Source organism: Pseudophaeobacter sp. 1A09344 (genome assembly GCF_041008745.1).
Classification (GTDB): Bacteria; Pseudomonadota; Alphaproteobacteria; order Rhodobacterales; family Rhodobacteraceae; genus Phycobacter; species Phycobacter gallaeciensis_A.
The window spans coordinates 39,322-62,966 of the sequence record NZ_JAXGFS010000014.1; the positions used below are offsets into that span (position 1 = coordinate 39,322).

The 23,645-nt window shown below is 59.5% G+C and carries 20 protein-coding genes; 4 read left to right on the top strand and 16 right to left on the bottom strand.

The annotated features are described in order from the left end of the window. Window position 1 precedes the first annotated feature (1 nt). The 5 genes from SM765_RS19670 to SM765_RS19690 form a co-directional block, all read right to left on the bottom strand. Window positions 2-1,996 carry a type IV secretory system conjugative DNA transfer family protein gene (locus SM765_RS19670; protein ID WP_368981775.1) on the bottom strand — a complete coding sequence of 665 codons (1,995 nt, stop codon included), beginning with the start codon at window positions 1,994-1,996 and terminating at the stop codon, window positions 2-4. Window positions 1,997-2,004: 8 nt separating this feature from the next. Continuing rightward, complete coding sequence (locus tag SM765_RS19675) at window positions 2,005-4,338, bottom strand: relaxase/mobilization nuclease domain-containing protein (RefSeq protein ID WP_368981715.1); 2,334 nt, start codon at window positions 4,336-4,338, stop codon at window positions 2,005-2,007. Beyond that, entirely contained in the window at window positions 4,325-4,918 is a 594-nt protein-coding gene (locus tag SM765_RS19680; RefSeq protein WP_068240781.1) for a transposase, read from the bottom strand. The genes SM765_RS19675 and SM765_RS19680 overlap by 14 nt, the downstream gene beginning before the upstream one ends. A 518-nt stretch (window positions 4,919-5,436) precedes the next feature. Beyond that, window positions 5,437-5,643, bottom strand: coding sequence for a hypothetical protein (locus SM765_RS19685; RefSeq protein ID WP_368981716.1), 207 nt, complete (start codon window positions 5,641-5,643; stop codon window positions 5,437-5,439). Between the two features lie 532 nt (window positions 5,644-6,175). Next, window positions 6,176-7,105, bottom strand: a complete 930-nt coding sequence (locus SM765_RS19690) for a DUF2493 domain-containing protein (protein WP_368981717.1) — start codon at window positions 7,103-7,105, stop codon at window positions 6,176-6,178. Between the two features lie 628 nt (window positions 7,106-7,733). On the opposite strand from SM765_RS19690, the gene SM765_RS19695 reads away from it, so the two are divergent. After that, window positions 7,734-8,009, top strand: coding sequence for a hypothetical protein (locus SM765_RS19695; RefSeq protein WP_348408711.1), 276 nt, complete (start codon window positions 7,734-7,736; stop codon window positions 8,007-8,009). Next, window positions 8,009-8,341: a type II toxin-antitoxin system RelE/ParE family toxin gene (locus SM765_RS19700; RefSeq protein ID WP_348408710.1), complete on the top strand. Its 333-nt coding sequence runs from the start codon at window positions 8,009-8,011 to the stop codon at window positions 8,339-8,341. Before SM765_RS19695 ends, SM765_RS19700 begins: the two co-directional genes overlap by 1 nt. Before the next feature lie 541 nt (window positions 8,342-8,882). Here SM765_RS19700 and SM765_RS19705 read toward each other — a convergent pair. The 11 genes from SM765_RS19705 to SM765_RS19755 form a co-directional block, all read right to left on the bottom strand. Beyond that, on the bottom strand, window positions 8,883-9,422 hold the full coding sequence (locus SM765_RS19705) for a DUF2478 domain-containing protein (RefSeq protein ID WP_368981718.1): 540 nt from the start codon (window positions 9,420-9,422) through the stop codon (window positions 8,883-8,885). 19 nt (window positions 9,423-9,441) lie between these two features. After that, complete coding sequence (locus SM765_RS19710) at window positions 9,442-10,713, bottom strand: molybdopterin molybdotransferase MoeA (RefSeq protein WP_368981719.1); 1,272 nt, start codon at window positions 10,711-10,713, stop codon at window positions 9,442-9,444. Further along, window positions 10,710-11,327, bottom strand: a complete 618-nt coding sequence (locus tag SM765_RS19715) for a carbonic anhydrase (protein ID WP_368981720.1) — start codon at window positions 11,325-11,327, stop codon at window positions 10,710-10,712. Before SM765_RS19715 ends, SM765_RS19710 begins: the two co-directional genes overlap by 4 nt. Before the next feature lie 3 nt (window positions 11,328-11,330). Continuing rightward, entirely contained in the window at window positions 11,331-11,891 is a 561-nt protein-coding gene (locus SM765_RS19720; protein WP_368981721.1) for a hemerythrin domain-containing protein, read from the bottom strand. Window positions 11,892-11,907: 16 nt separating this feature from the next. After that, on the bottom strand, window positions 11,908-12,705 hold the full coding sequence (locus SM765_RS19725; protein ID WP_368981722.1) for a peptidylprolyl isomerase: 798 nt from the start codon (window positions 12,703-12,705) through the stop codon (window positions 11,908-11,910). Between the two features lie 5 nt (window positions 12,706-12,710). After that, a complete protein-coding gene (narI, locus tag SM765_RS19730; RefSeq protein ID WP_133344071.1) occupies window positions 12,711-13,460 on the bottom strand; it encodes a respiratory nitrate reductase subunit gamma in 750 nt (249 codons plus the stop codon). A gap of 11 nt (window positions 13,461-13,471) precedes the next feature. Continuing rightward, window positions 13,472-14,176 carry a nitrate reductase molybdenum cofactor assembly chaperone gene (gene narJ, locus SM765_RS19735; protein ID WP_368981723.1) on the bottom strand — a complete coding sequence of 235 codons (705 nt, stop codon included), beginning with the start codon at window positions 14,174-14,176 and terminating at the stop codon, window positions 13,472-13,474. Window position 14,177: 1 nt separating this feature from the next. After that, window positions 14,178-15,701: a nitrate reductase subunit beta gene (narH, locus tag SM765_RS19740; RefSeq protein WP_368981724.1), complete on the bottom strand. Its 1,524-nt coding sequence runs from the start codon at window positions 15,699-15,701 to the stop codon at window positions 14,178-14,180. Then, window positions 15,698-19,438, bottom strand: a complete 3,741-nt coding sequence (locus SM765_RS19745; RefSeq protein ID WP_368981725.1) for a nitrate reductase subunit alpha — start codon at window positions 19,436-19,438, stop codon at window positions 15,698-15,700. Before SM765_RS19745 ends, narH begins: the two co-directional genes overlap by 4 nt. A 62-nt stretch (window positions 19,439-19,500) precedes the next feature. Next, a complete protein-coding gene (locus SM765_RS19750) occupies window positions 19,501-20,901 on the bottom strand; it encodes a NarK family nitrate/nitrite MFS transporter (protein ID WP_368981726.1) in 1,401 nt (466 codons plus the stop codon). Between the two features lie 70 nt (window positions 20,902-20,971). Beyond that, a complete protein-coding gene (locus SM765_RS19755; RefSeq protein ID WP_368981727.1) occupies window positions 20,972-22,336 on the bottom strand; it encodes an MFS transporter in 1,365 nt (454 codons plus the stop codon). A gap of 261 nt (window positions 22,337-22,597) precedes the next feature. Here SM765_RS19755 and SM765_RS19760 point away from each other — a divergent pair, with 261 nt between their 5' ends. Together SM765_RS19760 and SM765_RS19765 are read left to right on the top strand one after the other, a co-directional pair. Next, window positions 22,598-23,296: a cyclic nucleotide-binding domain-containing protein gene (locus tag SM765_RS19760; protein WP_368981728.1), complete on the top strand. Its 699-nt coding sequence runs from the start codon at window positions 22,598-22,600 to the stop codon at window positions 23,294-23,296. A 10-nt stretch (window positions 23,297-23,306) separates the two neighbouring features. Beyond that, a complete protein-coding gene (locus tag SM765_RS19765; protein WP_368981729.1) occupies window positions 23,307-23,618 on the top strand; it encodes a carboxymuconolactone decarboxylase family protein in 312 nt (103 codons plus the stop codon). Window positions 23,619-23,645: the final 27 nt, after the last annotated feature.

Consider the following 23,645-nt stretch of genomic DNA (forward strand, 5'->3'; position numbering starts at 1 on the left):
ACTAGATCCCTTCTCGTACGCCGTTCTTGCTCCGCTCCATAGTTGCCTCTAACATATCGAGACCATCGACGGCGGAACGCATCTGCGCCTCACCCACGACGCTCGTGGTCTCGGCATCCGCGACCGGGCCCTCAAAATCCATCTCCATCTGCCGCTGTTCCTCAGCGATGACGGCTTGAACGACGGGCGCGGTCTTCTTTGGCACGACATGCGCTGACGGCTGACCTGCAGCAGCCTGGTCTGCTGCCTCGATATCGGCCTCGGATCCGCCTGACCCTTTCGCTGGCGGCGTCATCGGCATGGCGCGCATACTCAGCGGCAGCGTACCCTGTGATCCGCCTCCCCCCGGCTCCGGAAACGGCAACTCGCCTGTCTGCGCCGCGTAGATCGCCTTGAACAGCCGGTCGTCGAAATACTGGATCCGCTTCGCCCGGACCGGCATTTGCGCATCGATCACCATGACGATCTCGTCGAGCGGCAGGCGGCGGGCCTCATCTTCGGGTAGCAGAGAGCTCTCTTCGGTCCGTGTGGACTGGCTGCGCCCTTCGAAGGGGTTCTTGCCGATAGACTGAGAGCGCGTGATGACGGTTTTGGTGGTCTTGCCGACCGCCTTGCTCAGCTCCTCGACGGTTTTTTCATCCGAGGGCGTAAGGTAGAGCTTCACGCCGGCGTTGCCTTGCAGAGCGCGGCGGGTGTTCTCGCCGTAGATTTCATCGAGGGCGGGGATGGTCTGGGTGACGACGGCCAAATGTCCGCGATAGGTCCGCAAGGTCTCGATACTCTCGACCACAATGGGCATCTTGCCGAGGCGGTTGAACTCGTCGAGCATGATCATCACGGGCCAGGGTTCGTCAGGTCCGGGGTCTTTCTCCTGCATGGCGGAGAGGAGATCGGAAAAGAACAGCCGGATCAGCGGCGCGAGGGGTTTGACCATCAGCGGCTGGACGACGAGATAGACCGAAAAGGGCTTTTTCCGGATCGTGCGGAAATCAAAATCCGACACCGCTGTCGCCTCATCGATGGCCGGGTTCTGCCATTGATCGAGCCCCGATGTCATCAGGAGCGAGACGTAAGAGGTCAGCGTATCGTTGTTGGTTGAGGCCAGCCGCGTGAAGATCAACTTGGCGGCCCTGTTATCGACCTCATGGCCGCGCGCGAAGTATTCCTTCTGCTTGTTCCCGCCCGAGGCGGCGATCCGATAGATTTCGCCCAAGGTGGGGCGCTTGCGTTGGAAGGCCAGCAGGCCTGCTGCCACGAAGAGATCGATCCCACCCTTGAGGAGGCCCTGCACCCGGTCATTGTCGCTCTGCAGGAAGAGCGTTGCGAGAAGCTGTAATTCCATCTGCTGGCGCGCGGGATCTTTCAGCTCAAAGATGCGCAGGAGCGGGTTGTAGCGATGCGTGCGCTTGCCCTCCCAATCGGTGGGGGCAAAGCGATAGACCTTGTCGCCTTGGGCTGCGCGGTGCCGGGCCGTGGCCTCGAAACACTCGCCCTTCACATCGAGCGTCACGGCGGAGCCTTGCCAGGTCAGCAGGTTCGGAATGACAAAGCCCGTGGTCTTGCCGCGGCCCGTGGGCGCCACGATCAGCGCATGCGGGAAAACCTTCGAGCAAATGTAATTGGCGCGAGAGCCAGGCGTCCCCAGCTTGCCGAGGATGAACCCGGTCCCGGGCGCCCCGAAAAACCCATTGGCCTTCATCTCGCGCGCACTCTGCCAATGCGTCTGGCCAAACCGTGTGAGGGCCGATCCCGAGAGGGCGAGGCTCAGCATCAGGCCGGCGGCGGCAAAGCTGCCGATGATCAGGTGAATGAGTTGGGCATCCTCCGGGCGGCGGTCCAGGATCGCCATGTAGTTCTGCGCGATATAGGCAAAGTCGATCTCGGCCCCGAAGCCGAGATCCTGGTAGGTCAGCACCGCCGAGGCGATGGTATAGCCCATGGCCCCACTCACAAGCGTCACCAGAAGGACGCCCGTGGCGATCCGCGCTTTTCCCATGGCGGCGCTCAATGGACCTGTCCCCGCTCGGTCTCGCCATCCACGTCTGTCGCGCGGTGTTTTTCGTATTCGGCATCGGCGAGGTCATCGACCACCTGGCGCAAGGCCTCCGTGTTGGCCGTGGCGGCATCGGATTGCAGATAGACCTTGGCGACATAGAGCCGGTCGAGACGATCCTCGAGAACCTTGTCCAGCGCATCGGCATCGCCGGATGTGAGCCGGTCGAGTTGGCGCACGTCCAGCACCCGCGCGATCTCCTCGCGGAAGGCGTCCCGCTCCGCCTCGGTTTCGAAGGGCGCGGACAACTCCCCTGCCCGCTCATGGTCCAGAACACGCGCGATTTCGTCTGAGAGGCGGCCGGATCGGTCAGACAGCGGTGCAGTTTCATCGCGGGCCGCGAGGATGTCGTCGCGCGTGCCAACCCCAAGTCCGTCGCGCAACTCGCTTTCGCGGCGGACCTGATTGATGGCCTCCGTGTCCCGTATCTCGACGACAGCGGCATAGGTCGCGCCGAGCCCGCGGGCGAGGTGGGACGGCATGTCCGGATAGCGCTCCCTGAATTCATCCGTGACAGCATCTGCAACGGGCGTGCGGATATCGCGTCCCTCCATGATCCGGTCGACCTCGCGGGTGATCTCGCTGGCGCGGGCCGCATCGGTAATGGTCTCCCTGTAAGGCTCAGACCGGTCAATCACATCGCCGGGGCGTGCGAGCAGATCCGGGTGTGCCTCGAGATATGCACGCTGCTCCGTCTCAATCCGGCGCTCTGCCTTTGAGACCACCTCCCAGTCCCGGTCTTCGATCCGCTGCGCTGTCAGGCCCTCTGCGCGCATCTGCTGACGGATTGTCCCTTCCATCGCCCGGACCGCGTCCCGGTGATAATGGAACCGCTCGCTGATCGGTTCCGCTTCCATGACGCCATCCCGGCGCAGCACGTTCTCGCGCTCCAACAGCGTGCCAAGTTCCACATGCACGTCATTCAGGATGTCACGCGCCTGTTCCAGATCGGCGCGGCGCTCGAGGTTCAGATCGCGCGCCTCAGCCACCTTGGAGAGATCATCTGCGATCCATTGATGCTCCAGCGCGGCATTCGCGGCCCCGGTCTCGATCCGGGCCACCACTTCCGATGTGCTGACCCCGGTGCCGTGTAGTGCCGCGTCAATCCGCGATCTCAAGTCGGGCGTAGCCAGACGCGCGAGCTGGTTGGTGTCGATATTGGCCTCGGAATAGATCCCACCCTCCGAGGGGGTCTCTGACAGCGTGGATGATCGCAATCCGAGAGGCTGCATGTGCTGGACCTGCGTCTGGATCTCGATGAGACGTTTTTCCAGCACGGGACGTTCCGCGTCAGACTTCTCTGCGATCATGCCCTGCACCCGCGCGAGCTTTTCCGCATAGAGGCTTCTCAGATCCTCGAAGCTTTGATCCTCGGCCATATACACATCTCCTGTTCGGTCCATCTGTCCGCCATGCGCCAGCACCTCGCCCGCGCGGAAGAGTGCCGCGGCAATATCCTCGCGGGCTTCACGCGAAGCCTCCGCGGCAAGCGAATGGTAGACGGTTCTGGTGTTGGCGATCTCCGCCAGCGTCCGGGTCAAGTCGGCCCCCACACGTTCGCGCTCGCGGGGCGCGCGACCCTCTTCTTTCGCGGCGTAGATCTCGCTGGTCCGGGCCGGGTAATGCACGACGCCGCGCTCCACCCGCCGCGTGGCTTCCAGCCGCACGCCGTACTTCTCGGCCTCCTCGACCATGGCGAGCCGGAAGTCGTCATAGTTGAAGCGATGGTTGCGCCCCAGAAAGAAGAACTCGCCTTCCTGCGAGCGACGGTTCAGCACCAGATGCGCATGCGGGTGATCGCGGTCTTCATGCACTGCGATGATGTAGTCGAAATGCCCCTCGTCGGTCTGGAAAAACCGCTCCGCCACATCAGTCGCGATGTCGCGCACATCCTCGCCGCGCGTGCCGATGGGGAAGGACATGAGCATGTGGGTGGTCTGTCCGAGCTTGGGCTTGAAGCCCGCATCCCACCGCTTGGCAAAGCGCTCGGTCAGATCCTTGATGTCACCCGCCTCGAGCTTCGCTTTGCCATCCAGGAACCCGCTACTGTCCACGATATGGGTGGACTTGGTCGTGAGGTAATCGAGCTGGTTTGCGAGCTGCGATTTCGTGTGCGTGCCCCCGCTTCGGATTGCCTTGAAGACCGCCGGCCGATGCCCTGCTGCCGCGCGCACAAGCTGGGTCTGCTTGGCCACGTGCAGCCCTTGCATCGAGCCCCGGACGCGGCTCCAGCCATCCCGAAAGACCTCGCCCGTGACGGCATGGACAGCATCATTCAGCCGCATGGGCAAACTCCCTCAGCGCGGCCGTGGCCTCCAGCTGCATGACGTCGCGCCGACGCCGCAGCAGCAGGTCGATCTCGTCAGCGGAATCCAGAATGAACCGCGCCAGCCCGCGCATCTGTGCAAGGCGCAATTCAGTGAACTCGGCACTCGTGCTGCCCCCTGCCCCCTGCCCCCGCCGGTTGGCCTGCGTCATCTGCTTGGCGATCTGCGCGACCCCATTGCCGACCTCGTGCAGCGAGGCGCGATAGCGCGCCATCTCAGCCGCCATCTGCGCGTCCGGGACAAACACGCCACCCGCCGCCTGAATGAGCCGCCGCAACCCCTCGGCCCGGCTCTCGATCCCCGCCTTCGCCAACACCTCGTCGAGCGCCGCCAGCTCCGCAGCCGTGACCTTCACACTGACTGCTGAGACCGGGATCGCGGCATCGGCCTGGCGCTCGGCATCAGCTTTCAGGACGTAGCGCACGGCCCGCGATGTGACCTCGAAACGCTCAGCCAGCTCGGACGTCGACACACCCTCCGCGGCCTCGCGGACGATCTGCATCTTCTCGATCTCTGTCAGGCGTTTTGTTCGGGACATGCGGAAGAAAGACCCCCTATTTCCTGCCACCTTCCACCAAGGCTGCCTCTACCTTACAATAATATACCAAGCTGTCAATTATATACTTACGTCGCATTCAGGCTCAGGCAGCCTTGGTGTCCGCTTCCCCCGCTGCCCGCAGGGACGCGGCTCTGCCGCCCTCACCACCGATTGCACCACCTGTCCTAGGGGTCCCGTCCGCCAGCCCCGCCCGAGGGTCTGGCCGAACACCCATGTGTTCGGACGGAACCGCGGGCGGGCGCAAACCCCTCCGACAGGGCGGACAGGCAGGGTCAAGGAGGGCCAGATTTGGCTTGCCAAATCTCTGCCGCAAAAACCGGGAGGCCTTGGCCGATAGGTTTTTGTGGATGGCCCCCTTGAGGCTGACTGGCCGGTCTGTCGCGGCCTGATCATTCCGGGCGGAGTGCGTCCGTTGAACGCGTAGGGACCGGCATCCCTGGAACAGGGATCGGGCCGCCCCAAGATCGTCCTGGGGCGGCCCATCCTCGTCAGAGGATTTAGTCCTGGGGATCTTTCGCGCTCGGCGGGAACATCACCAGCTCCGAGACCGCGACCGGGAAGTCGAGCTTGAGGCTGAAGAACTCCGAGCCGTCCCCGTTGCGGGTGTTGCGGAACATCGCACCCACGCGCTGAAAACGGGTGCGCTCCTGGCCATCGGTATCGGTGAACTTGACGGGGACGGTAGCGACGCAGTGGTTGGTCATTTGGGTTACTCCTTGTTGCGATGGGGATCACCCAGCACGGGGGCAGGAGGCCCGGTCGCAAGCGCAAATGCGGAGGGTCCGCGGCTAGCCGTGGAAGCCGTATTTGTGCTTGCCGAAGCATGAGCTGAGGGCACGGACGGGCCGACCCCGTGCGATCCACATCTATGAGCAAAAAGGAGTGATCCGGATGACCCTTGCCATCACGCAGCCGCCACCATCCGCGTCCCGCCGAGCCTGGCCGGGGTGCTGACGGAGCCCGCCCGCGTGGATGCGATATTCCGAAACACCACCCGAGGGACGCGCAAGTCTTTAGCCTCAAGTGCGACGTTTCGAGCCTTCGTGTCTTGCGATGCTGACGATGTGCGTGAGGTGCGCACCATCCCCAGCCCATACCGATGCGGATGGGCCACACTCTGACGGACTGGGTAGAGGGATAACGGTGCTGGCCGCCGTGAGCTGCCGATAACGCGTGACCGACCGCACGCGCCATGAGACATGACGAAAGGGCCGCGCCAAGCGCGACCCCCTCTCTTCAATCCTGCGCAGTCTTCTTCGCCGGGTCCGCAACCCGCATGACCGTCAGGCCTTTCGCTTCCGCCTTCTGCCCGAGGTTCAGCGCGACCCCGTTGCCGCCGAAGAGGACAACCCCCGTCGCGGCGAACTTGTCGTCCAGCATTTCGTCGTTGCACTTGAACGGCGCCGCCCGCCCATGCGCGGACCAGCGCGGATCGAAGCGCGCCTGCGCGACACCCCGTGCCCGGGCCCACCGAGCCGCAATCATCTCCGCCCCGTGCTTGCCACCCTTGTGGCAGAGGAAGATCTCCTGATTGCGGTTCTGTTTGATCCGTTCGCGAACCTTGTCGAGCGTGTTGAAGATCACATCAACATCGGTCCAGTCGGTGGCGCCCGAGACGATCAGGGGCACCCCCTCGACCTTCGACTTCGCAGCCGTCTCGCGATCGTGCTGCTCCAGCAGCTGCCGTGCCTCGAAGACCGCCCCGGTCTCTTGCGCCCGGACGCTTGCGCGCGACCCGGCTGCCGGGATGAAGGCGTGGCCCGTCTCGACCTCGTAGCATTCCGCCGCCGCCTCGCTCATCACCTCGATGGCGCTGATGATCTCGCGCAACTGCAGAAAACGCGCCTGCGCCTCTTCGAGCGCGGTCTCGGCGATCTCCGATCCATCGTGGGATTTTGCCAGAGCGCCGATCTTGTCGGCTGTGCGGTCGACCTCCTTGCCGAGCGCCACCTTGCGCCGCTGCAGGATCGTCGCCAGCCCATGGGCCAGCGGTTCGATTTCGGCTTCAAGCCCGGTTCCGCGCAGCGGGCCAAGCAGAGCCTCGAAGCTCTCGCGGATGATGCGGTCGGTCAGGATGTGATCCTCCGGGATCGGGAGCTGTGCGTCCTTCTCGGTCAGTCCGAAAAGCTCGATGGTCTCGTAGGTGTTTGCAGTGTCGTAAGCCATGTCTGGTCTCCAGTGTTCGGTTTCTAGGCCACCACGTGAGTGTGGGGGCATGGCCGAATGACTGGTTTCCGAATCTGCCCGGGTCAGGGACGGCGCAGCCGCCGGCTTGCCGGGCGCAAAAGTTTTCCGCGCGCAGCACCCGACACACGCGCACCCTCACGCACGGGACCGCCCCATGCCACAGGCTCCGCCCTCGCCGAAAAGTTTTGCGATCCTTGACGCGGGCTGATTTGGGGGCCATCCGGAGGATATGCTTCCGCACTCATGTGTGTGTGTTTTGACGGTAGGTTTGCCCGACCTGAGCAGGCAAACGGCCCGACCGGACGCGGGAGACGGATGGAGCGGCGGGATCGTTTTGGCCTCAGGCCAAAACAGACCAGAGCGCAATCCGGCGGAGCGGCCGGGGAGGGACGTGCTCGCGAGGCGGGCAAACCGGGATGCCGGGTGCGACGCCGCGGTGAGGCCGCATGGCCGAATGCGCGACGGACCGAAGGGCCGTTCTCCCCTGCGACATGGCTGGCGAGCTGGGGAGGCCGGAAGGCTGTTGACGCATTTCGCTCGGTCCGCCTGACTTGCTTGCCAGAAGCGGCAAAATTCGGTAGTCTGTTGGAGCACCAAGGAGTCCGCGATGAGCGTTCAAAAGCAATCCGTCAGTTTCACCGACACGGCCTACACATTTGCCAAGGAACTGGTCGAAGCTGGAGAGTACCCAAATATGAGCGCGGCTGTTTCGGGTGAATTGGCGAAGGCCAAGGCAGAGCGAGATCGTGAACGGTCTCTGCTCGAAGCAGAATTAGAGCGTCGTCTGTCTCTGCCTCTCGATCAATGGGAACCCGTCGGCGATGCCGCCGACGTCACTAAAGGCGCCCGGGCCCATCTTGCGGCGATGGCTCAGAAGACCTGATGCGTTTTGTCAGGCATCCGTTCTTTGAACGGGACCTTATCGGTATCGTTGATCATATTGTCGACGTGACTGACGGTGACGTTGCTGCAGCAAGCCGCAGGCTCGATGAAATCGATACCCTTATCCAGAAGATTGCCGAAAAGCCAAAATCCGGTGCTCGCCTCAGCGGCAAGCTGGACGGATGGCTCGTGCGCCATGGCGGCGCAGGTCACCGACTGACCATCGTATTCAAACCGGATTTAGATACCGGAATTGTTTATCTCGCTCTCGTCGCATTCGGCGGTCGGGACTGGATGAGGCTCGCGTCGGCAAGACAGGTGTTCGCAGACTAACTTCAAAGCCATCTACTGCGAAAAATCTCAAGACCGGACCTTCGCTGCGCTCGAGATGAAGAGGAAAGATGCGGACTCTGCCGACATTCGGTTTTTGATGTTTGCTGATGCAGAAAACCCTCGCGCCTGCGGCGTAGCATTTACGGCGGCACAGCGGATTTCACCATACCAGCCGTTCATGGGCGTTGTTCTGGCTGGAACCAAGACCGTGCTTTCGCTGCATGCCGTTCAGACAAACCAGTCGCGGGACATAGGGTGAATTCGCCGCGTTTCCGTTAGAGGCTGCTTTCGTGCGCTTTCCGGATCTTCACTTTGGATTGCACACAAGTTGCACGCCTCTGGTGGGTACGACCCTGATCCAGCGAGAAAGTCTGTCCGCTCCTCCATGGGCGGACAAGTCACAGAACTCGCTTCCAGTTCATAGTTGTACCCGGTTGAAACAGGCAAATCTGCACGACCTTTGTTCCCGCATCGAACCGTTCTCAGATCCCGAATCTGTCTTGTGTTAAATCAAAGCCGTTCGCACATTTTGAGAAATGCACTAGGCGGGTACAGGAAGCACTCGAGTAACATCCTGCCTAGGTCTCAAAACCATCGCTAACCACTGAAGAATTTGCGCTTCAGATGGCTCTAAATGAGCGGCTTCTGGGCCGGCGAATTCTCTAAATGCTGCCAGATTGAGAGCGTTGACCCCCACGAGAACTGGAATTTCAAGCTCCAGCGCTGTGGCAATGATGGTTCTGAAGCCGCGACCATCGGCTTCATGCTTGCCGAACTTGTTGATGATCAAGAGGTCCACATTTGGATCAAGTCGCGCCTCCGCCAGGCCGACGGCGGTCTCCAACGCAGCGGGGTCCAGCCTGCATCCCTTAGAGCCCAATCCAAGATCTTGTGAAATGCGCAGAACCGGGCCGTCTGGCAAGACCTGCACATCCATGTCGCACGGGCCATTTGCACGATCCGTATTGATCTGAACTGTGCCGCAGGTTGCGTAGCCTTGCGAAGCGAGCCTGCCCGCCAGCCGTGAAAGCAGAAGGTCGGTATCTCCCCTGCCTGGAGCCATTGTGTAAGCGATCTTCATATCTTGTTGTCCTCGTCCTTCAAAAAGGGTGAAACTCCACCAATGCACCACAGGGCAATTCCTCGGTGTCGGCAGGAATGAAAAGCAAGCCGTCCATTTCAGGAAGCAGTGACACCCTACCCGAATGAGTTGCCTCCGCGAATTCAGCGATTTCTCGTCCCGCGCTATCAAAGCCCGTCAGGCGCGCCAGCCGTAGCTCACATCGGCCCGGTTTATGATGAAGCGTATGTTGCAATACCACATGTCGTCGGCGGGCGGGCCTTTGCGCTTGTCCGCTGAGGAACCTGCAAAGGGCTGAACCGAAGATTTGCCACGTCACGAAAGCAGACAGTGGATTACCGGGCAGTCCAAGCCAGACCGCTCGCCCAACATGTCCAAACGACACTGGCTTGCCGGGCTTTAACGCGACGCCGCTAAAGGCAATTTTGGCGGAAAGCTCAGCCAAGGCTGGCTTCACATGGTCTTCTTCGCCGACCGATATACCACCAGTCGTAACGATCAGGTCCACCTGTTGCGACAGAGCGTCCAGTTGTGCGCGCAGCGCGGGGAGCGTGTCGAATGCAACTCGGACGCTGCACAGCTCAATGTCAGGCGTCGCCAGCGCGGCGCAGAGCATCGGCGTATTCACATCCCATATCGCAGCGGCGCCCCGCGCCTCACCTTGCTGGGCGACCTCATCCCCGGTGACCACGAGAGCTACGCGGATGCGTCGTGTGACGCACACCTCAGCGTGCCCGGCGGCCGCGCAGGCCGCGATGTCTCGCGGAGTGAGAAGGCGTCCCGCTGGAGCGATCGTCTTTCCCCTCGCCATGTCTTCGCCGGCGCGGCGAACATGAGCGCCCCGTTTGACGGCATCGTGCAAACGGACATGGGTGCCAGTGCACAAAACCTGCTCCTGCATCACGACAGCGTTTGCACCGTCTGGAAGAGGTGCGCCTGTAAAGATCTGGATCGCACTCCCGCGCTTGAGCGTGTTGCTCGAGACATGCCCTGCTGCAACGCGCCCTACGACTGTCAATTCCCACGGCCCTTCACCAGATAGGTCGCCCGTATTGATTGCGTACCCGTCCATGGCGGCATTATCAAAAGGCGGAACCATTCCAAGCGACTGCACAGGTTTTGCCAGCACCCGCCCTACGGCTTGCGCTAGCGGGACATGCTCGGTTTCAGGAACAGCCATTGTCAGGCGCGCAATCCGGGCCAACCCCTCATCAATACTGATCAGTGAACCCTGAGGCACGAGATCGTCACACCCGCAAGCGCTGCTTTCAATCTTTTGGATGACGGTCATTGCGCGGCCTCCGCCTGAAAATGGCCCGGCCCAACTGTGCAATCCAGATCGCGAAGCCGTCCGTCTTTCAGGCCATAGATCAGCCCATGGACACGGATGTTGACGCGTTCCCGCCAGGCCCGTTGAAGAATGGGCGTCTCAGCCACCCGGCGAACGCCCTCCACCACATTCAGTTCCGCGAGCTTGTCTCTTCGTGCCTCGTCATCGCCCTGTTGTGCCAAATCGACGGCATAGGCCCGGGCAAGACGCCGGATCGGTTCAAGCCAGTGGTCCGCCAAGCCGTGGGGCAGGTCTTCGGTCGCCGCCTTGACCCCGCCGCACCCGTAGTGACCGCATACGATGATCTCGCGGATCTTGAGCGCATCTACGGCAAACTCCAGCGCCGAAAGCATATTCATATCCGACGAATGGATAATATTTGCCACGTTGCGGTGCACAAACACCTCGCCTGGATCGAGGCCTGCGACGACATTGGCAGGCACCCGGCTGTCAGAACAGCCGATCCAGAAGAATTCAGGCGATTGCCGTGTTGCCAGACGTGCAAAATAACCGGGTTCTTCTGTGTTTTTCTGTTCAGACCATTTCACGTTGCGGTCAAGAAGGTCATTCAGCATGTCTCATTCTCCGAGCGTGGGCGTTAGACTACGGCGCTCCAGCATGTGCCTTCTCATTGTGTTCAGATCCTCGTCGGTCAGTCTCGCCCGGGCGATAGGAAGGATGACCGCGTTTTCGAGAATTAAGTGGCGGCGGGCATGATGGGCGAAATCCTTCATTTGCTCGCAATCCGATTGGGAGGGCCGCGAGCTAGGTTTATCGAAACCTCTGATGATCGCGACAATCGCCGGCGCGTCGGCGATGGCATGGCCATGATCAGATTGAAGCTTGTCGATCACCTTGTCGATTTCATCTTCCGGCTCGCAGCGTTTCAGCATCATCGGAAATAGATCAATTTCTTCATCAGCCAGATGTTGCGGCAGTTGCGCTTCCAGAAAGGTGAGGACTTGGTCGATCTCCGCGCGTTCCATGGATGCAGAGGCGACAATCCGATCGATCACTGCGCAGACCTCCCGTTCGCGCATATGATCTTCGGCGATGAAGTCTAGTGGATTGTCCAAGTTGGAAACATCCGCAGCCTCACCTCTTGCCGTTCTCAAGAGTCGTTCAGGATCTTTTCCCATCGTCCTCTCCTCCCAGTTAGACCATGCTCAGGTCTGCCCCCTCGATATCTGAGGCTTCAACCAATTGAGTGATGAAGGTATGGGACTGCCGCGCCCAAGCTGCTTTCTCCATTGCTTCAGAAATTTTCCCGCGAACGGCTTCGAATGGCAGGACTTGCCCCAACGCAACCGCATCCATTCGGATGATATGATAGCCATGGCGGGTCAGAACCGGCTCTGTCGAAATCTCGCCTTCAGCAAGGTGACGCAGGGCAGCCTCGAACTCAGGAACGGTGTCGTTCGGGCCAAGTTGGCCGAGCGTCCCGCCTGAGGTCTTGGACCCGCAATCGCTCTCGCGCGCGGCCAGTGCCGCGAAGCTCTTTGGTTCACCCAGCACCAAGGCAAGCAGCTCCTTGGCTCGGGCGAGCGCTTTGGCGCTTGCTGCTTCGTCCCGCGGATCGCAGGCGCACAGGATATGGGACACTTCCCAAAGCGGCGGTGTTCGAAAGCGCGTCGGATCTTTTTTCCATTCGGATGCGATATCTTCCTCGGTTGGGGGAACAACATCGATCGCCTCCTCTAGGAGGCCCCTGATCAGGGCCTCCTCATCAGTTTCAAACCGCCCTGGGCCGACCTCATTGGGTTTTGCCTCGACGCTGCGGGACCGCGCTTCTTGCAACAACAAGGTGCGGATCGCCACGGCATTGACCGCTTTGCGCCAAGCAATACCAGGTTTGCCTTTCGGCGCGTCCTGGTTCTGCGTCTCCGCAGCAATCAGGGAGTGGGGAACAAGCTCGCCGTTGACGACCAGATCAGGAAAGAGTGCTGCGTTCATTTGCTTTACTCCGCCGGTGTCGCTTTGGTATCGGCACGCTTTGGCAACGCTTTCTGACGGCGCGAGCGCACAATCTGATAGCCAGGCCGCAAAAGGTACCGGAACGGTGCTGCAAAGCCCGAAACCATATGAACCAACCGCGAGAAGGGGAAGAGCGCCGTGATGATCAAGCCAAGGAAGATGTGCAACTTGTAGAGCCAATGCACGTCTACCACTGTGACCCATGCATTTATGTTCCAAGTGACGATGCTCTGCGACCAGTTCATGAAACGCACCATCTCGGAGCCGTCCATGTGTTGCAGGGTCTGCGTGATTGTCAGCAGGCCAATGGCCAGTTGCAACCAGATCAATGCCATGATGGTGATATCCATCCGGCTGGACGTTGCACGGATCCGTGGCTCAGTCAGACGACGATGCATAAGCAGGGATGCACCGATCAAGGCCGCGATACCCGCAGGGCCGCCAATAATCACGGCCATCCATTGTTTGAGCGAATATGGCACGCCTAGTGCGTCAAGCACCCAGACCGGTGTGAACAGGCCAACGAGGTGCCCAAAAAAGATCGTGATGATCCCAACATGAAACAGGATCGAGCCCCAGATCAGTTGTTTGCGCTTTAGTAGCTGACTAGAGGAGCTTTTCCACGTGTATTGGTCGCGGTCATAGCGGGCGATTGATCCCACAACGAGGATGGTCAGCGCTGCATAGGGCAATATGCCGAAGATGATGAAGTTGATATCAAAGTTCGAGAACATGTCTTGTCTCCCTATTCAGCCGCGTGTCGCGGTGCGGGGTTAACGGGCAGATCCATCTGCGCGAGCATTTCGCGCGCTTGGGGACATCCAGCATTGGGATCGGGGCCGAAGAGCACTTCGCTATCTTCCCAAACCTCATCGAGAGCCTCCAGATCGGTCGGATCATCGTCAGGCTGCGCGAGCATCTCGGCAACAGCGTCCTGATCGGCTTTCACCCCGGCCAATTGCAAAAGGCTGGCGAATACAGCGCCATAAGGGCTTTCCCTCCGGACAAGCCGGGCGTTCAGCGCCTCAAAGATATGGGCTGCATCCGCCAGAGTATCCTGTGCTTCTGCGAAGGGACGCGTCGACAGGAATTCCAGCAAAACAGGCAAGTGATCCGGGAGTTCCGAGGTGACGGGATCAAACCCGCCCTCCCGATACGTCTCGACCAACGAGACCATGGCGCCGCCACGATCCCGGCTTTCTCCGTGCACGTGCTCGAACAGGTTGAGCGACAAGGTGCGCGATCTGTCGAAAAGCAGGACGAACTGCTCTTCGAGGTCATAGATGTCGCGTCCGGTCAGCTCCTCCACCAGCGGGCGCAACGCCCGACGGGCTGCTGCTGTGAGACGTATGTCCGAGGCCAGAACGGCGCCGATTTCGGGCATCGCCTGCTGCAACTCACGCGTCGGGTAGCTCAGGATGAGTGATAGTGCTTTTAAGGTCCGGTCCATATCACATCGCCTCCGTTGGCATCTTGAGGGGTTTTTTGGAGCCGCCGAAAAGCGAGCCCTTCGTTGAGCCACCGCCACATCCGTTGGTGTCAGTGAATCCACAGCCGCCACGCAGGTCATAGGCTTCTTCCACCTGTTCACGGTGTGTTGTCGGGATGACGAAGCGGTCTTCGTAATCGGCAAGAGCCATGATCTTGTACATGTCCTCAATCACGCGGCCAGAAAGGCCGACGCGCGCAGCGATGGCTTCGTCAACCACCCCTTCGATCGTCTTGGAGCGCATATAGGATCGCATCGCCAGCATACGCTCGAGCGCCGTGACAACAGGTTCTTCATCTCCTGCGGTCAGCATGTTGGCGAGGTATTTGACCGGGATACGCAGGTTCTTGACGTCCGGCATGCCGGCGTCCGTCCCGATGGCACCGGCTTCGGCGGCATTCTGGATCGGGCTGAGTGGCGGAATGTACCACACCATCGGCAGCGTCCGGTATTCAGGGTGCAGCGGGAAGGCGACCTTCCACTCCATCGCCATCTTCCAGATCGGGCTTTCCTGTGCCGCCTTGATCCAGTCCTCCGGTATGCCGTCGGCGCGGGCTGTCTCAATCACGAAAGGGTCGCTGGGGTCAAGAAACACGCCCAGTTGCGCATCATAGAGATCCTGTTCGTCCTCCATGTTCGCCGCATCTTCGATCTTGTCGGCGTCATAGAGCATGACGCCCAGATACCGGATGCGTCCGACACAAGTTTCAGAACAGACGGTTGGGTTACCACTTTCAATCCGGGGGTAGCACAGGGTGCATTTCTCGGATTTGCCGCTTTCCCAGTTGTAATAGATCTTCTTGTACGGGCAGCCCGATACACACATCCGCCAACCACGGCATTTTTCCTGGTCGATCAGTACGATGCCGTCTTCTTCGCGCTTGTAGATCGCGCCCGATGGGCAGGACGAAGCACATGCCGGGTTCAGGCAGTGTTCGCAGAGCCGAGGGAGATACATCATGAAGGTATTCTCGTATTCCCCGTAGATCTCCTTCTGGATTCCCTCGAAGTTGTAGTCCTGCGAGCGCTTGGAGAATTCACCGCCCAGGATTTCTTCCCAGTTCGGACCTTTCTCGATCTTCTCGATCCGCTCACCGGTGATCTTGGAACGGGGGCGCGCCGTCGGGAACGCCTCCATTTCCGGGGCTGATTTCAGGTGGTCATAATCGAAATCGAACGGCTCGTAATAGTCATCGATCTCGGGCATGGACGGGTTGGCGAAGATGTTGGACAGGATGCGCCATTTGCTGCCCTGCTTGGGCTGCAACTTGCCTGCCTTGGTGCGTTCCCAGCCGCCTTTCCAGCGATCCTGATTTTCCCAGTCGGTCGGATATCCCGTGCCGGGCTTGGTTTCGACATTGTTGAACCAAGCGTATTCAACGCCGTCCCGGCTCGTCCAGACGTTCTTGCAAGTGACAGAGCATGTGTGGCACCCGATGCATTTATCGAGGTTCAGCACCATGCCGATTTGTGCGCGGATTCTCATTCTGCTGCCTCCTGTGCAGGTGCTTCCCAGCTCTTTTCTTTGTCGAGCCAGTCCACTTTCTTCATCTTGCGGACAACGACGAACTCGTCCCGGTTCGATCCCACGGTGCCGTAGTAATTGAAGCCGTAGGACTGCTGGGCATAGCCGCCGATCATGTGTGTGGGTTTGAGAACAGCGCGGGTCACAGAGTTGTGGATACCCCCGCGGTTCCCGGTCTTCTCAGAGCCCGGCGTGTTCACGATCTTCTCTTGAGCGTGATACATGAACGTTGTGCCGTCCTTGATCCGCTGCGAGACAACCGCGCGCGCCGTCAGGGCACCGTTGGTGTTGTAAAGCTCCACCCAGTCGTTATCGACAATCCCGGCGCTCTTGGCGTCATTCTCGCTGATCCAGATCACCGGACCGCCCCTGTTCAGCGTCAGCATCAACAGGTTGTCGGTATAGGTGGAGTGGATGCCCCACTTCTGGTGTGGCGTGATGAAGTTCAAAACGAGGTTGTCGCCCTCATCCTGCACATCCGCCGTAATGGTCTTCAGATCGACGGGCGGGCGGTAGGACATGAAGCCTTCGCCGAATGCACGCATCCAGAGGTGATCCTGGTAAAGCTGTTGCCGCCCTGTCAGGGTCCGCCACGGGATCAGCTCGTGGACGTTTGTGTAGCCCGCGTTGTAGCTGACTTTCTCCGACTCGATGCCCGACCATGTGGGGCTGGAGATGATCTTGCGCGGTTGAGCTGCGATATCATGGAAACGGATTTTGTTGCCATGTTCGCCTTCAGCCAGATGCGCATGTTCGCGCCCCGTGGCTTTTTCCAGAGCCTCCCAAGCCTTCACGGCGACGTTGCCGTTCGTCTCAGGTGCGAGCATCAGGATGACTTCGCAAGCGTCAATGGCCGTTTCGATCTTTGGGCGTCCCGCTGCCGCGCCGTCCAGTTGCACGCCATTGAGAGCCGACAGGTTGTCGATCTCGTCCTCGGTGTTCCAAGTGATGCCCTTGCCGCCATTGCCGAGTTCATCGAGCATCGGGCCAAGCGCCGTGAAGCGGTCATAGATCGCGGTATAGTCCCGCTCGACCGCTACGAAAGCAGGGGCGGTCTTGCCCGGGATCAGGTCGCATTCGCCTTTCTTCCAGTCCTTCACCTGGTCCTGCGCGATCTCCGCAGGGGTGTCGTGCAGGATCGGCAGGGCGACGATATCTGTCTCTTTGTCCAGATAGCCCGGCGCGATCTGCTGGAATTTCTTGGCGATTGCCTTGAAGATTTCCCAATCGGATTTGGACTCATAGGCCGGATCGACCGCCGCTTGCAGCGGGTGGATGAACGGGTGCATGTCCGACGTGTTCATGTCGTCCTTTTCGTACCAACTGGCCGTTGGTAGAACGATGTCGGAATAGACGCAGGTCGTGCTCATCCTAAAGTCGATGGTCACAAGCAGGTCCAGCTTGCCCCGCGGCGCATCTTCATGCCACTTAGCCTCCTTGGGCAATTGTCCGCCGTCTTCGCCAAGATCCTTGCCCATCACACCATGATCGGTGCCAAGCAGGTGCTTGAGGAAGTATTCGTGCCCCTTGCCCGAAGACCCGAGCAGGTTGGAACGCCACACGAACAAGTTGCGCGGCCAGTTGGCAGGGTTATCCGGGTCCTCACAGGACATTTCCAGATCCCCGGACTTCAGGTTCTCGGCCACATAGGCCGGGATTTCCTTGCCCACCGCCTTGGCCGCCTTGGCTACTTCGAACGGGTTGGTCTTGAGCTGCGGAGCAGACGGCAACCAGCCCATGCGTTCGGCGCGGATGTTGTAGTCGATCAGGGAAATGTCCCAGTCGCCCTCGGGCGCTGTGGGTGACAGGATCTCGTCTGCTTTAAGGGTCTCATAGCGCCACTGATCCGTGTGCGCATACCATGCTGAAGTCGAGTTCATGTGCCGCGGAGGACGGTTCCAATCCAGCGCAAAGGCCAGAGGTTGCCAGCCGGTCTGCGGGCGCAGTTTTTCCTGCCCCACATAGTGTGCCCAGCCACCGCCGGATTGCCCAACACAGCCACACATCACCAGCATGTTGATGACACCGCGATAGTTCATATCCATGTGGAACCAGTGGTTCATCGCGGCCCCGATGATGATCATCGACTTGCCGTTCGTCTTCTCTGCGTTGTCAGCAAATCCGCGGGCCACGTGGATGATCTTGTCAGCCGGGACGCCAGTGATCTTCTCGGCCCAAGCAGGCGTACCAGGCATGTCATTGGCATAGTCCGATGTGACCCAGTCACCGCCGAGACCACGGTCCAAGCCGTAGTTGGCACAGAACAGGTCGAACACGGTCGCGACCGCAATCTCGCCATCTTCGGTTTTGATCTTTTTCACCGGGATGTTGCGGGTCAGAACGTCAGGGTGATCGGCATCTGTCTTGAATTGGCCGAACGCCTCGCCACCAAAGTAGGGAAAGTCGACGCCCAGAACATCGTCATGGTCTTCTTCCAGAACGAAGCTCATCTTGAGCTTGGTCTCGGCCTCTTTCGCCTTTTCTTCGAGGTTCCATTCACCGTCTTCGCCCCAGCGATACCCGACAGACCCGTTGGGTGCGACAAAGGCTTTGGAGGCCTCATCAAACGCAACAGTTTTCCATTCCGGGTTGTTGTTTTCACCCAATTTGCCGTCCAGATCGTCGGCTCTCAGGAAGCGGCCCGGCACCAGCTTGCCGTCCTTTTCGTCCAGCTTCACCAGCATTGGGAAGTCCGAGTATTTGCGGGTGTAATCCTCGAAGTATTCGGCCTGACGGTCCAAGTGGAATTCACGCAAGATGACGTGGCCAAAGGCCATCGCCAGGGCAGCATCCGTGCCCTGCTTGGCGTTTAGCCAGACGTCGCCGAACTTGGCGGCCTCGGAATAATCGGGGCAAATGACGGCGGACTTGGTGCCCTTGTAGCGTGCCTCAGTATAGAAATGGGCGTCAGGTGTCCGCGTTTGCGGCACGTTGGAGCCCCAAAGCAGCAAATAGCCCGAATTGTACCAGTCGGCACTTTCCGGCACGTCTGTCTGTTCGCCCCAGGTCATGGGCGAGGCAGGCGGCAGGTCGCAGTACCAATCATAGAACGACATGCAGACGCCGCCCATCAGACTGAGATAGCGTGACCCGGCCGCATAACTGACCATCGACATTGCAGGAATCGGCGAGAAGCCAAAGACGCGGTCGGGGCCATAGGTCTTGGCCGTATACGCGTTTGCGGCCGCCGTGATTTCGGTCGCCTCGTCCCAAGTGGCGCGCACGAAGCCGCCCTTGCCGCGTGTTTCCACGTAAGAGGCGCGCAGGATCGGATCAGCCTGCAGTTTGGTCCAGGCCTCGATCGGCTCCATCGTCTCGCGCATCTTGCGCCAGATTTTCATCAACCGACCGCGCACGAGAGGGTTTTTGACCCGGTTCGCAGAGTAGAGATACCAGCTGTAGCTCGCACCACGTGCGCAACCGCGTGGTTCGTGGTTTGGCAGATCGGCGCGGGTGCGCGGGTAGTCGGTCTGCTGCGTCTCCCAGGTAACGATCCCGGATTTGACGTAGATCTTCCAACTGCAGGACCCCGTGCAATTCACTCCGTGGGTAGACCGCACAATTTTGTCGTGCCGCCAGCGGTTGCGATAGGTGTCTTCCCAATCGCGGCTTTCATTCGTGGCTTTCCCAAATCCGTCGGAAAACTGTTCGAGTTCCTTGGACTGGAGGAAGTTCAATCTGTCGAGCAGATGGCTCATTTTGCTGTCTCCTAAAAGCGGTGGTCCGCGCCGCCATTGCGGCGCGGCAAGGGGTTAATGGCTCAGCAAGGAACCGGCGCGGATTTGCGGCTGTAGAAGATCCAGCAGATCACAGCGCAGACCGCGTAAAAGCCGAGGAAGGCCCAGAGCGCACCGTTCGGTGCTCCGGTCATGGCAATCGAGGTGCCGTACATCTTCGGAATGAAGAACGCGCCATAGGCTGCAATCGCCGAGGTAAAGGCGATGATCGCCGCGCTTTCCATTTCGGTTTGCTTCTGGAGCGCGCCTGCATCGAGGTTCGACATGAGCCGCGGCACTTCCTGTTTCATGATCGACGGGATCATCTGGAAGGTGGATGCGTTGCCGACACCGGTCAGGAAGAACAGCGCCATGAAGCAAGCAAAGAAGCCCCAGAAGCTGCCATCCGCCGCCTCAGGCGTGGTGGGCAGGAAGCTGATGACACCAAAGACGGCAATAATCATGGCCAGGAATGTCCAGAAGGTCACACGCCCGCCACCGAACTTGTCGGAAATCCAGCCCGTTGCTGCGCGGCTCAACGCTCCGACAAGCGGCCCGAGAAAGGCATATTTCAGCACATCAACTTCAGGGAACTGTGTGCGCATCAACAGTGGGAAGCCAGCGGCATAGCCGATGAAGCTGCCGAATGTACCCGTATAGAGCACACACATGATCCAGTTGTGCTTGCGGCTGAAAATCACAGACTGATCAGAAAAGGATGATTTCGCATCTGCAATATCGTTCATCCCAAACCATGCGGCGATTGCACTGACGACGAGGAACGGCACCCAGATGAACCCGGCGTTCTGAATGAACAGCTGACCACCATCGGACAGTTGCTGCGGTTCTCCGCCAATGGCACCGAAGACGCCCATGGTAATGACGACCGGCACGAGGAACTGCATGACTGATACACCGAGGTTGCCGAGGCCCGCATTCAAAGCGAGTGCGTTGCCCTTCGACTTCTTGGGGTAGAAGTAAGCGATATTCGCCATTGAGGACGCAAAGTTGCCGCCGCCGAAACCGCACATCAGCGCAAGGATCAGAAACGTCATATAGCTGGTTTCTGGGTCCTGGACGGCAAAACCGATGCCGATTGCCGGAAGTAGTAATGAGGCGGTTGATATTGCTGTCCATTTCCGGCCACCGAAAATCGGCACCATAAAGCTGTAGAAAATGCGAAGCGTTGCCCCGGACAGTCCAGGCAGTGATGCCAGCCAAAAGCGTTCGCTGACAGAAAAGTCGAAACCAATCGCGGGCATCTTGGCCACAACCACGGACCAGACCATCCAAACCGAGAAGGCCAAGAGCAGGTTGGGAATCGAAATCCAAAGGTTCCGGGTCGCGATGGCGTGACCCTTTTCTTTCCAGAAGGTCTCGTCCTCGGGGCGCCAGTCGATCAGAGTATGGCCCTTCTGACCGGCATTTGTATCTGTAATCGCCATGGGATCGGTCCTTTCAGGCGCAGGGTTGCTGTGCCGGGCCGCCGCTCAGGCGGCCCGTTGACGTTTCAATTCATTCCGCAGGTTGCGTGGTGGATCGTCCGGCATGTGCCGCTTTTGGCTGCGGTGCGGGGTGAGGTTCGTGCGGGACATCCGAGAGGTACTTCTCTTCGGCGAGGCCGGGGTGCCGGGCTCGTTCCATGCGACGGATGGCAATATGCATCCAGATTGTGGACACTGCGACGATAATGAAGAGCAGCATGAACGGCGCGGTCCAGACCCCGGTCAAGTCGAGCAAGATGCCGAACGAGATGGGAAGGAAGAAGCCGCCAAGACCCCCGATCATGCCGACAAGGCCACCGACTGAACCCACGTGGTGCGGGTAGTAGACAGGAATGTGCTTGTAGACAGCAGCTTTTCCGAGGCTCATCAGGAAACCGAGTATGATGGTCATCGCGACAAAGAACCCAACGGAAAGCCCGAAGTTAAACTCAATCGGTCCCGTGATGCCCTGCACGACGTAGCTGGTCTCGGGGTAGCTCATCACGAACAAGATCACGAGCGAGCCGATAAAGGTCAGGTACATCACAAAGCGCGCGCCCCATTTGTCGGACATCCAGCCTCCGAGGGCGCGGAAGACCGAACCGGGAAGGGAGTAGAGACCGGCAAAAACACCTGCCGTGGTCAACTCTAGCCCGTAAGCGCCGACGTAGTAGCGCGGAAGGAAACTCGCGAGCGCGACGAAGGCGCCAAAGACAAAGAAGTAGTAGGTGGCAAAACGCCAAACCTGGATGTTCTTCAGCGGTTCCAGCATGGAACCAGCGGAAATCGGGCCTGCACCGGTGCGTTTGCGCTCCGTCTGGACCGGGTCGGTCTTGGCGAGCAGGTAGAAAAGCACAGCCACAACCGCGAGGACGATTGCATAGACGCGTGCCGTCCCTTCCCAACCAAGGGCAACAACAAGAAAGGGTGCCGCAAAGTTGGTCACGGCCGCACCCACGTTACCGGCCCCGAAGATGCCGAGAGCCGTGCCTTGGTGCTCTTTCTCGAACCAGCGCGAGGTATAGGCGACGCCGACAATGAAAGAACCACCGGCAAGGCCAAGGCCGAGGGCCGCAAGAAGGAAGATCTCGTAGGTCTGAACGCTGGTCAGCAACCAGACGGCCACGGCCGTGATCAACATTTGCAGCGGAAACATGATCCGCCCGCCGAATTGTTCGGTCCAAACGCCAAGGAAAATCCGGCTGATCGATCCGGTCAGAATCGGCGTAGCGACGAGCAAACCGAACTGGGTATCGCTCAGACCCAAATCCTGTTTGATCTGCACCCCGATAATGGAAAAAATCGTCCACACGGCAAAGCAGACCGTGAATGCGAAAGTGCTTAGCCCCAAGGCTCGGTATTGGTCCGAGCGTGAGACGCCATCGAGTGTGTGCATGTGCTGTCCCTCCAAAACTCTGCATCGGCTCTTCGCCAATGTCAGCCTTGGATGCAAAAATGCATGAGCGAGGCACGGTTCATGCTTGATCCAGATCAAAATACCGGGAAAAGTGCAGCAATATAAATTACTTGCGGAAATTTGTCATGATCGGCTCCGCGGGTTATCAAGAACAAAGAAAACGCAAATCAAGTCAAGTATTGACTTTTGTCAATCGCACGCTTGATAAATATCAAGAGGAATAAATAGGTGCGTTTAGGGATGCCCGAGTCGGACTACCCGGACATCCGGGAGCTCCATCTTTTCGAAGACATGGCGGATGAGCATTTCCTGTTGCTCATGCGCGGTGCATACGTGCAGAATTTTCCGCCGCAAATTGAACTCATCAGCGAAGGGGATCCCAGCGATTTCCTTCACATTGTTCTGTCGGGATCCATCGACCTCTTTTCCAGCTGGAGCGGTCGCGAAACCAGTATGGCAACTGTGCGTCCGATCTCAACGTTCATTCTTGCGGCAACAATCCGGGACGCACCTTACCTGATGTCGGCCCGCACACTTGAGAAAAGCCGGGTTGCCTTGATCCCCAGTCAGGATGTGCGCGAGGTATTTGACGCCGATAACGCCTTCGCGCGAGCGATAGTGGCCGAGCTTGCCCAATGCTACCGGTCAGTCGTCAAATCTCAAAAGGATCTCAAGCTCCGAACATCGCTCGAGCGCCTGGCAAATTTCCTGCTAAGGCAACAGAAACGAGCGGGCGAAGGTGCCGAATTCGAACTGCCCTTCGAAAAACGTCGACTGGCGTCTTTTCTGGGAATGACACCCGAAAACTTGAGCCGTGCGATCAAAGGCCTTCAGCCCTACAGCGTCACAGTAACCGGGACACGTGTGAAGATCGGTGATCAGGCTGACCTGGAGCTATTCGCGAAACCCGATCCCTTGATCGATGACCATTCAACATGAGGAAAAAGACATGACCAAATCCATGCCCGGTGCCGCTGGCGACCTTGCCGAACAACACCCCGACATTTGGGCTGCATATTCCGACCTCGGCAAAGCCTGCGCGGATGCCGGCCCGTTGACTGATCGCGAAAAGCGACTGGTCAAGCTTGCCCTTGCGGTCGGTGCGGGCTCGGAAGGTGCTGTGCATTCGCATACGCGTCGTGCAGTTTCCGAAGGCATTGAGGTTGCAGCGATTCAGCAAGTCGCCCTGCTCGCCATTGGTCCCTTGGGCCTTCCGCGCGCCGTTGCGGCAAAAACTTGGATCGAAGATAAAGACAAATGACCCTCATGGCTCGATGAAAAAACCAAG

Excerpts from the sequence above, each read along its gene's own strand:
- SM765_RS19750 (WP_368981726.1), bottom strand. The coding sequence starts at position 20,901 with ATGGCGATTACAGATACAAATGCCGGTCAGAAGGGCCATACTCTGATC.
- narI (WP_133344071.1), bottom strand. The coding sequence starts at position 13,460 with ATGTTCTCGAACTTTGATATCAACTTCATCATCTTCGGCATATTGCCC.
- SM765_RS19710 (WP_368981719.1), bottom strand. The coding sequence starts at position 10,713 with ATGACCGTCATCCAAAAGATTGAAAGCAGCGCTTGCGGGTGTGACGAT.
- SM765_RS19715 (WP_368981720.1), bottom strand. The coding sequence starts at position 11,327 with ATGCTGAATGACCTTCTTGACCGCAACGTGAAATGGTCTGAACAGAAA.
- SM765_RS19700 (WP_348408710.1), top strand. The coding sequence starts at position 8,009 with ATGCGTTTTGTCAGGCATCCGTTCTTTGAACGGGACCTTATCGGTATC.
- SM765_RS19745 (WP_368981725.1), bottom strand. The coding sequence starts at position 19,438 with ATGAGCCATCTGCTCGACAGATTGAACTTCCTCCAGTCCAAGGAACTC.
- narH (WP_368981724.1), bottom strand. The coding sequence starts at position 15,701 with ATGAGAATCCGCGCACAAATCGGCATGGTGCTGAACCTCGATAAATGC.
- SM765_RS19680 (WP_068240781.1), bottom strand. The coding sequence starts at position 4,918 with ATGTCCCGAACAAAACGCCTGACAGAGATCGAGAAGATGCAGATCGTC.
- SM765_RS19690 (WP_368981717.1), bottom strand. The coding sequence starts at position 7,105 with ATGGCTTACGACACTGCAAACACCTACGAGACCATCGAGCTTTTCGGA.
- SM765_RS19685 (WP_368981716.1), bottom strand. The coding sequence starts at position 5,643 with ATGACCAACCACTGCGTCGCTACCGTCCCCGTCAAGTTCACCGATACC.
- SM765_RS19705 (WP_368981718.1), bottom strand. The coding sequence starts at position 9,422 with ATGAAGATCGCTTACACAATGGCTCCAGGCAGGGGAGATACCGACCTT.
- SM765_RS19670 (WP_368981775.1), bottom strand. The coding sequence starts at position 1,996 with ATGGGAAAAGCGCGGATCGCCACGGGCGTCCTTCTGGTGACGCTTGTG.
- SM765_RS19720 (WP_368981721.1), bottom strand. The coding sequence starts at position 11,891 with ATGGGAAAAGATCCTGAACGACTCTTGAGAACGGCAAGAGGTGAGGCT.
- SM765_RS19725 (WP_368981722.1), bottom strand. The coding sequence starts at position 12,705 with ATGAACGCAGCACTCTTTCCTGATCTGGTCGTCAACGGCGAGCTTGTT.
- narJ (WP_368981723.1), bottom strand. The coding sequence starts at position 14,176 with ATGGACCGGACCTTAAAAGCACTATCACTCATCCTGAGCTACCCGACG.
- SM765_RS19760 (WP_368981728.1), top strand. The coding sequence starts at position 22,598 with ATGCCCGAGTCGGACTACCCGGACATCCGGGAGCTCCATCTTTTCGAA.
- SM765_RS19765 (WP_368981729.1), top strand. The coding sequence starts at position 23,307 with ATGACCAAATCCATGCCCGGTGCCGCTGGCGACCTTGCCGAACAACAC.
- SM765_RS19695 (WP_348408711.1), top strand. The coding sequence starts at position 7,734 with ATGAGCGTTCAAAAGCAATCCGTCAGTTTCACCGACACGGCCTACACA.
- SM765_RS19755 (WP_368981727.1), bottom strand. The coding sequence starts at position 22,336 with ATGCACACACTCGATGGCGTCTCACGCTCGGACCAATACCGAGCCTTG.
- SM765_RS19675 (WP_368981715.1), bottom strand. The coding sequence starts at position 4,338 with ATGCGGCTGAATGATGCTGTCCATGCCGTCACGGGCGAGGTCTTTCGG.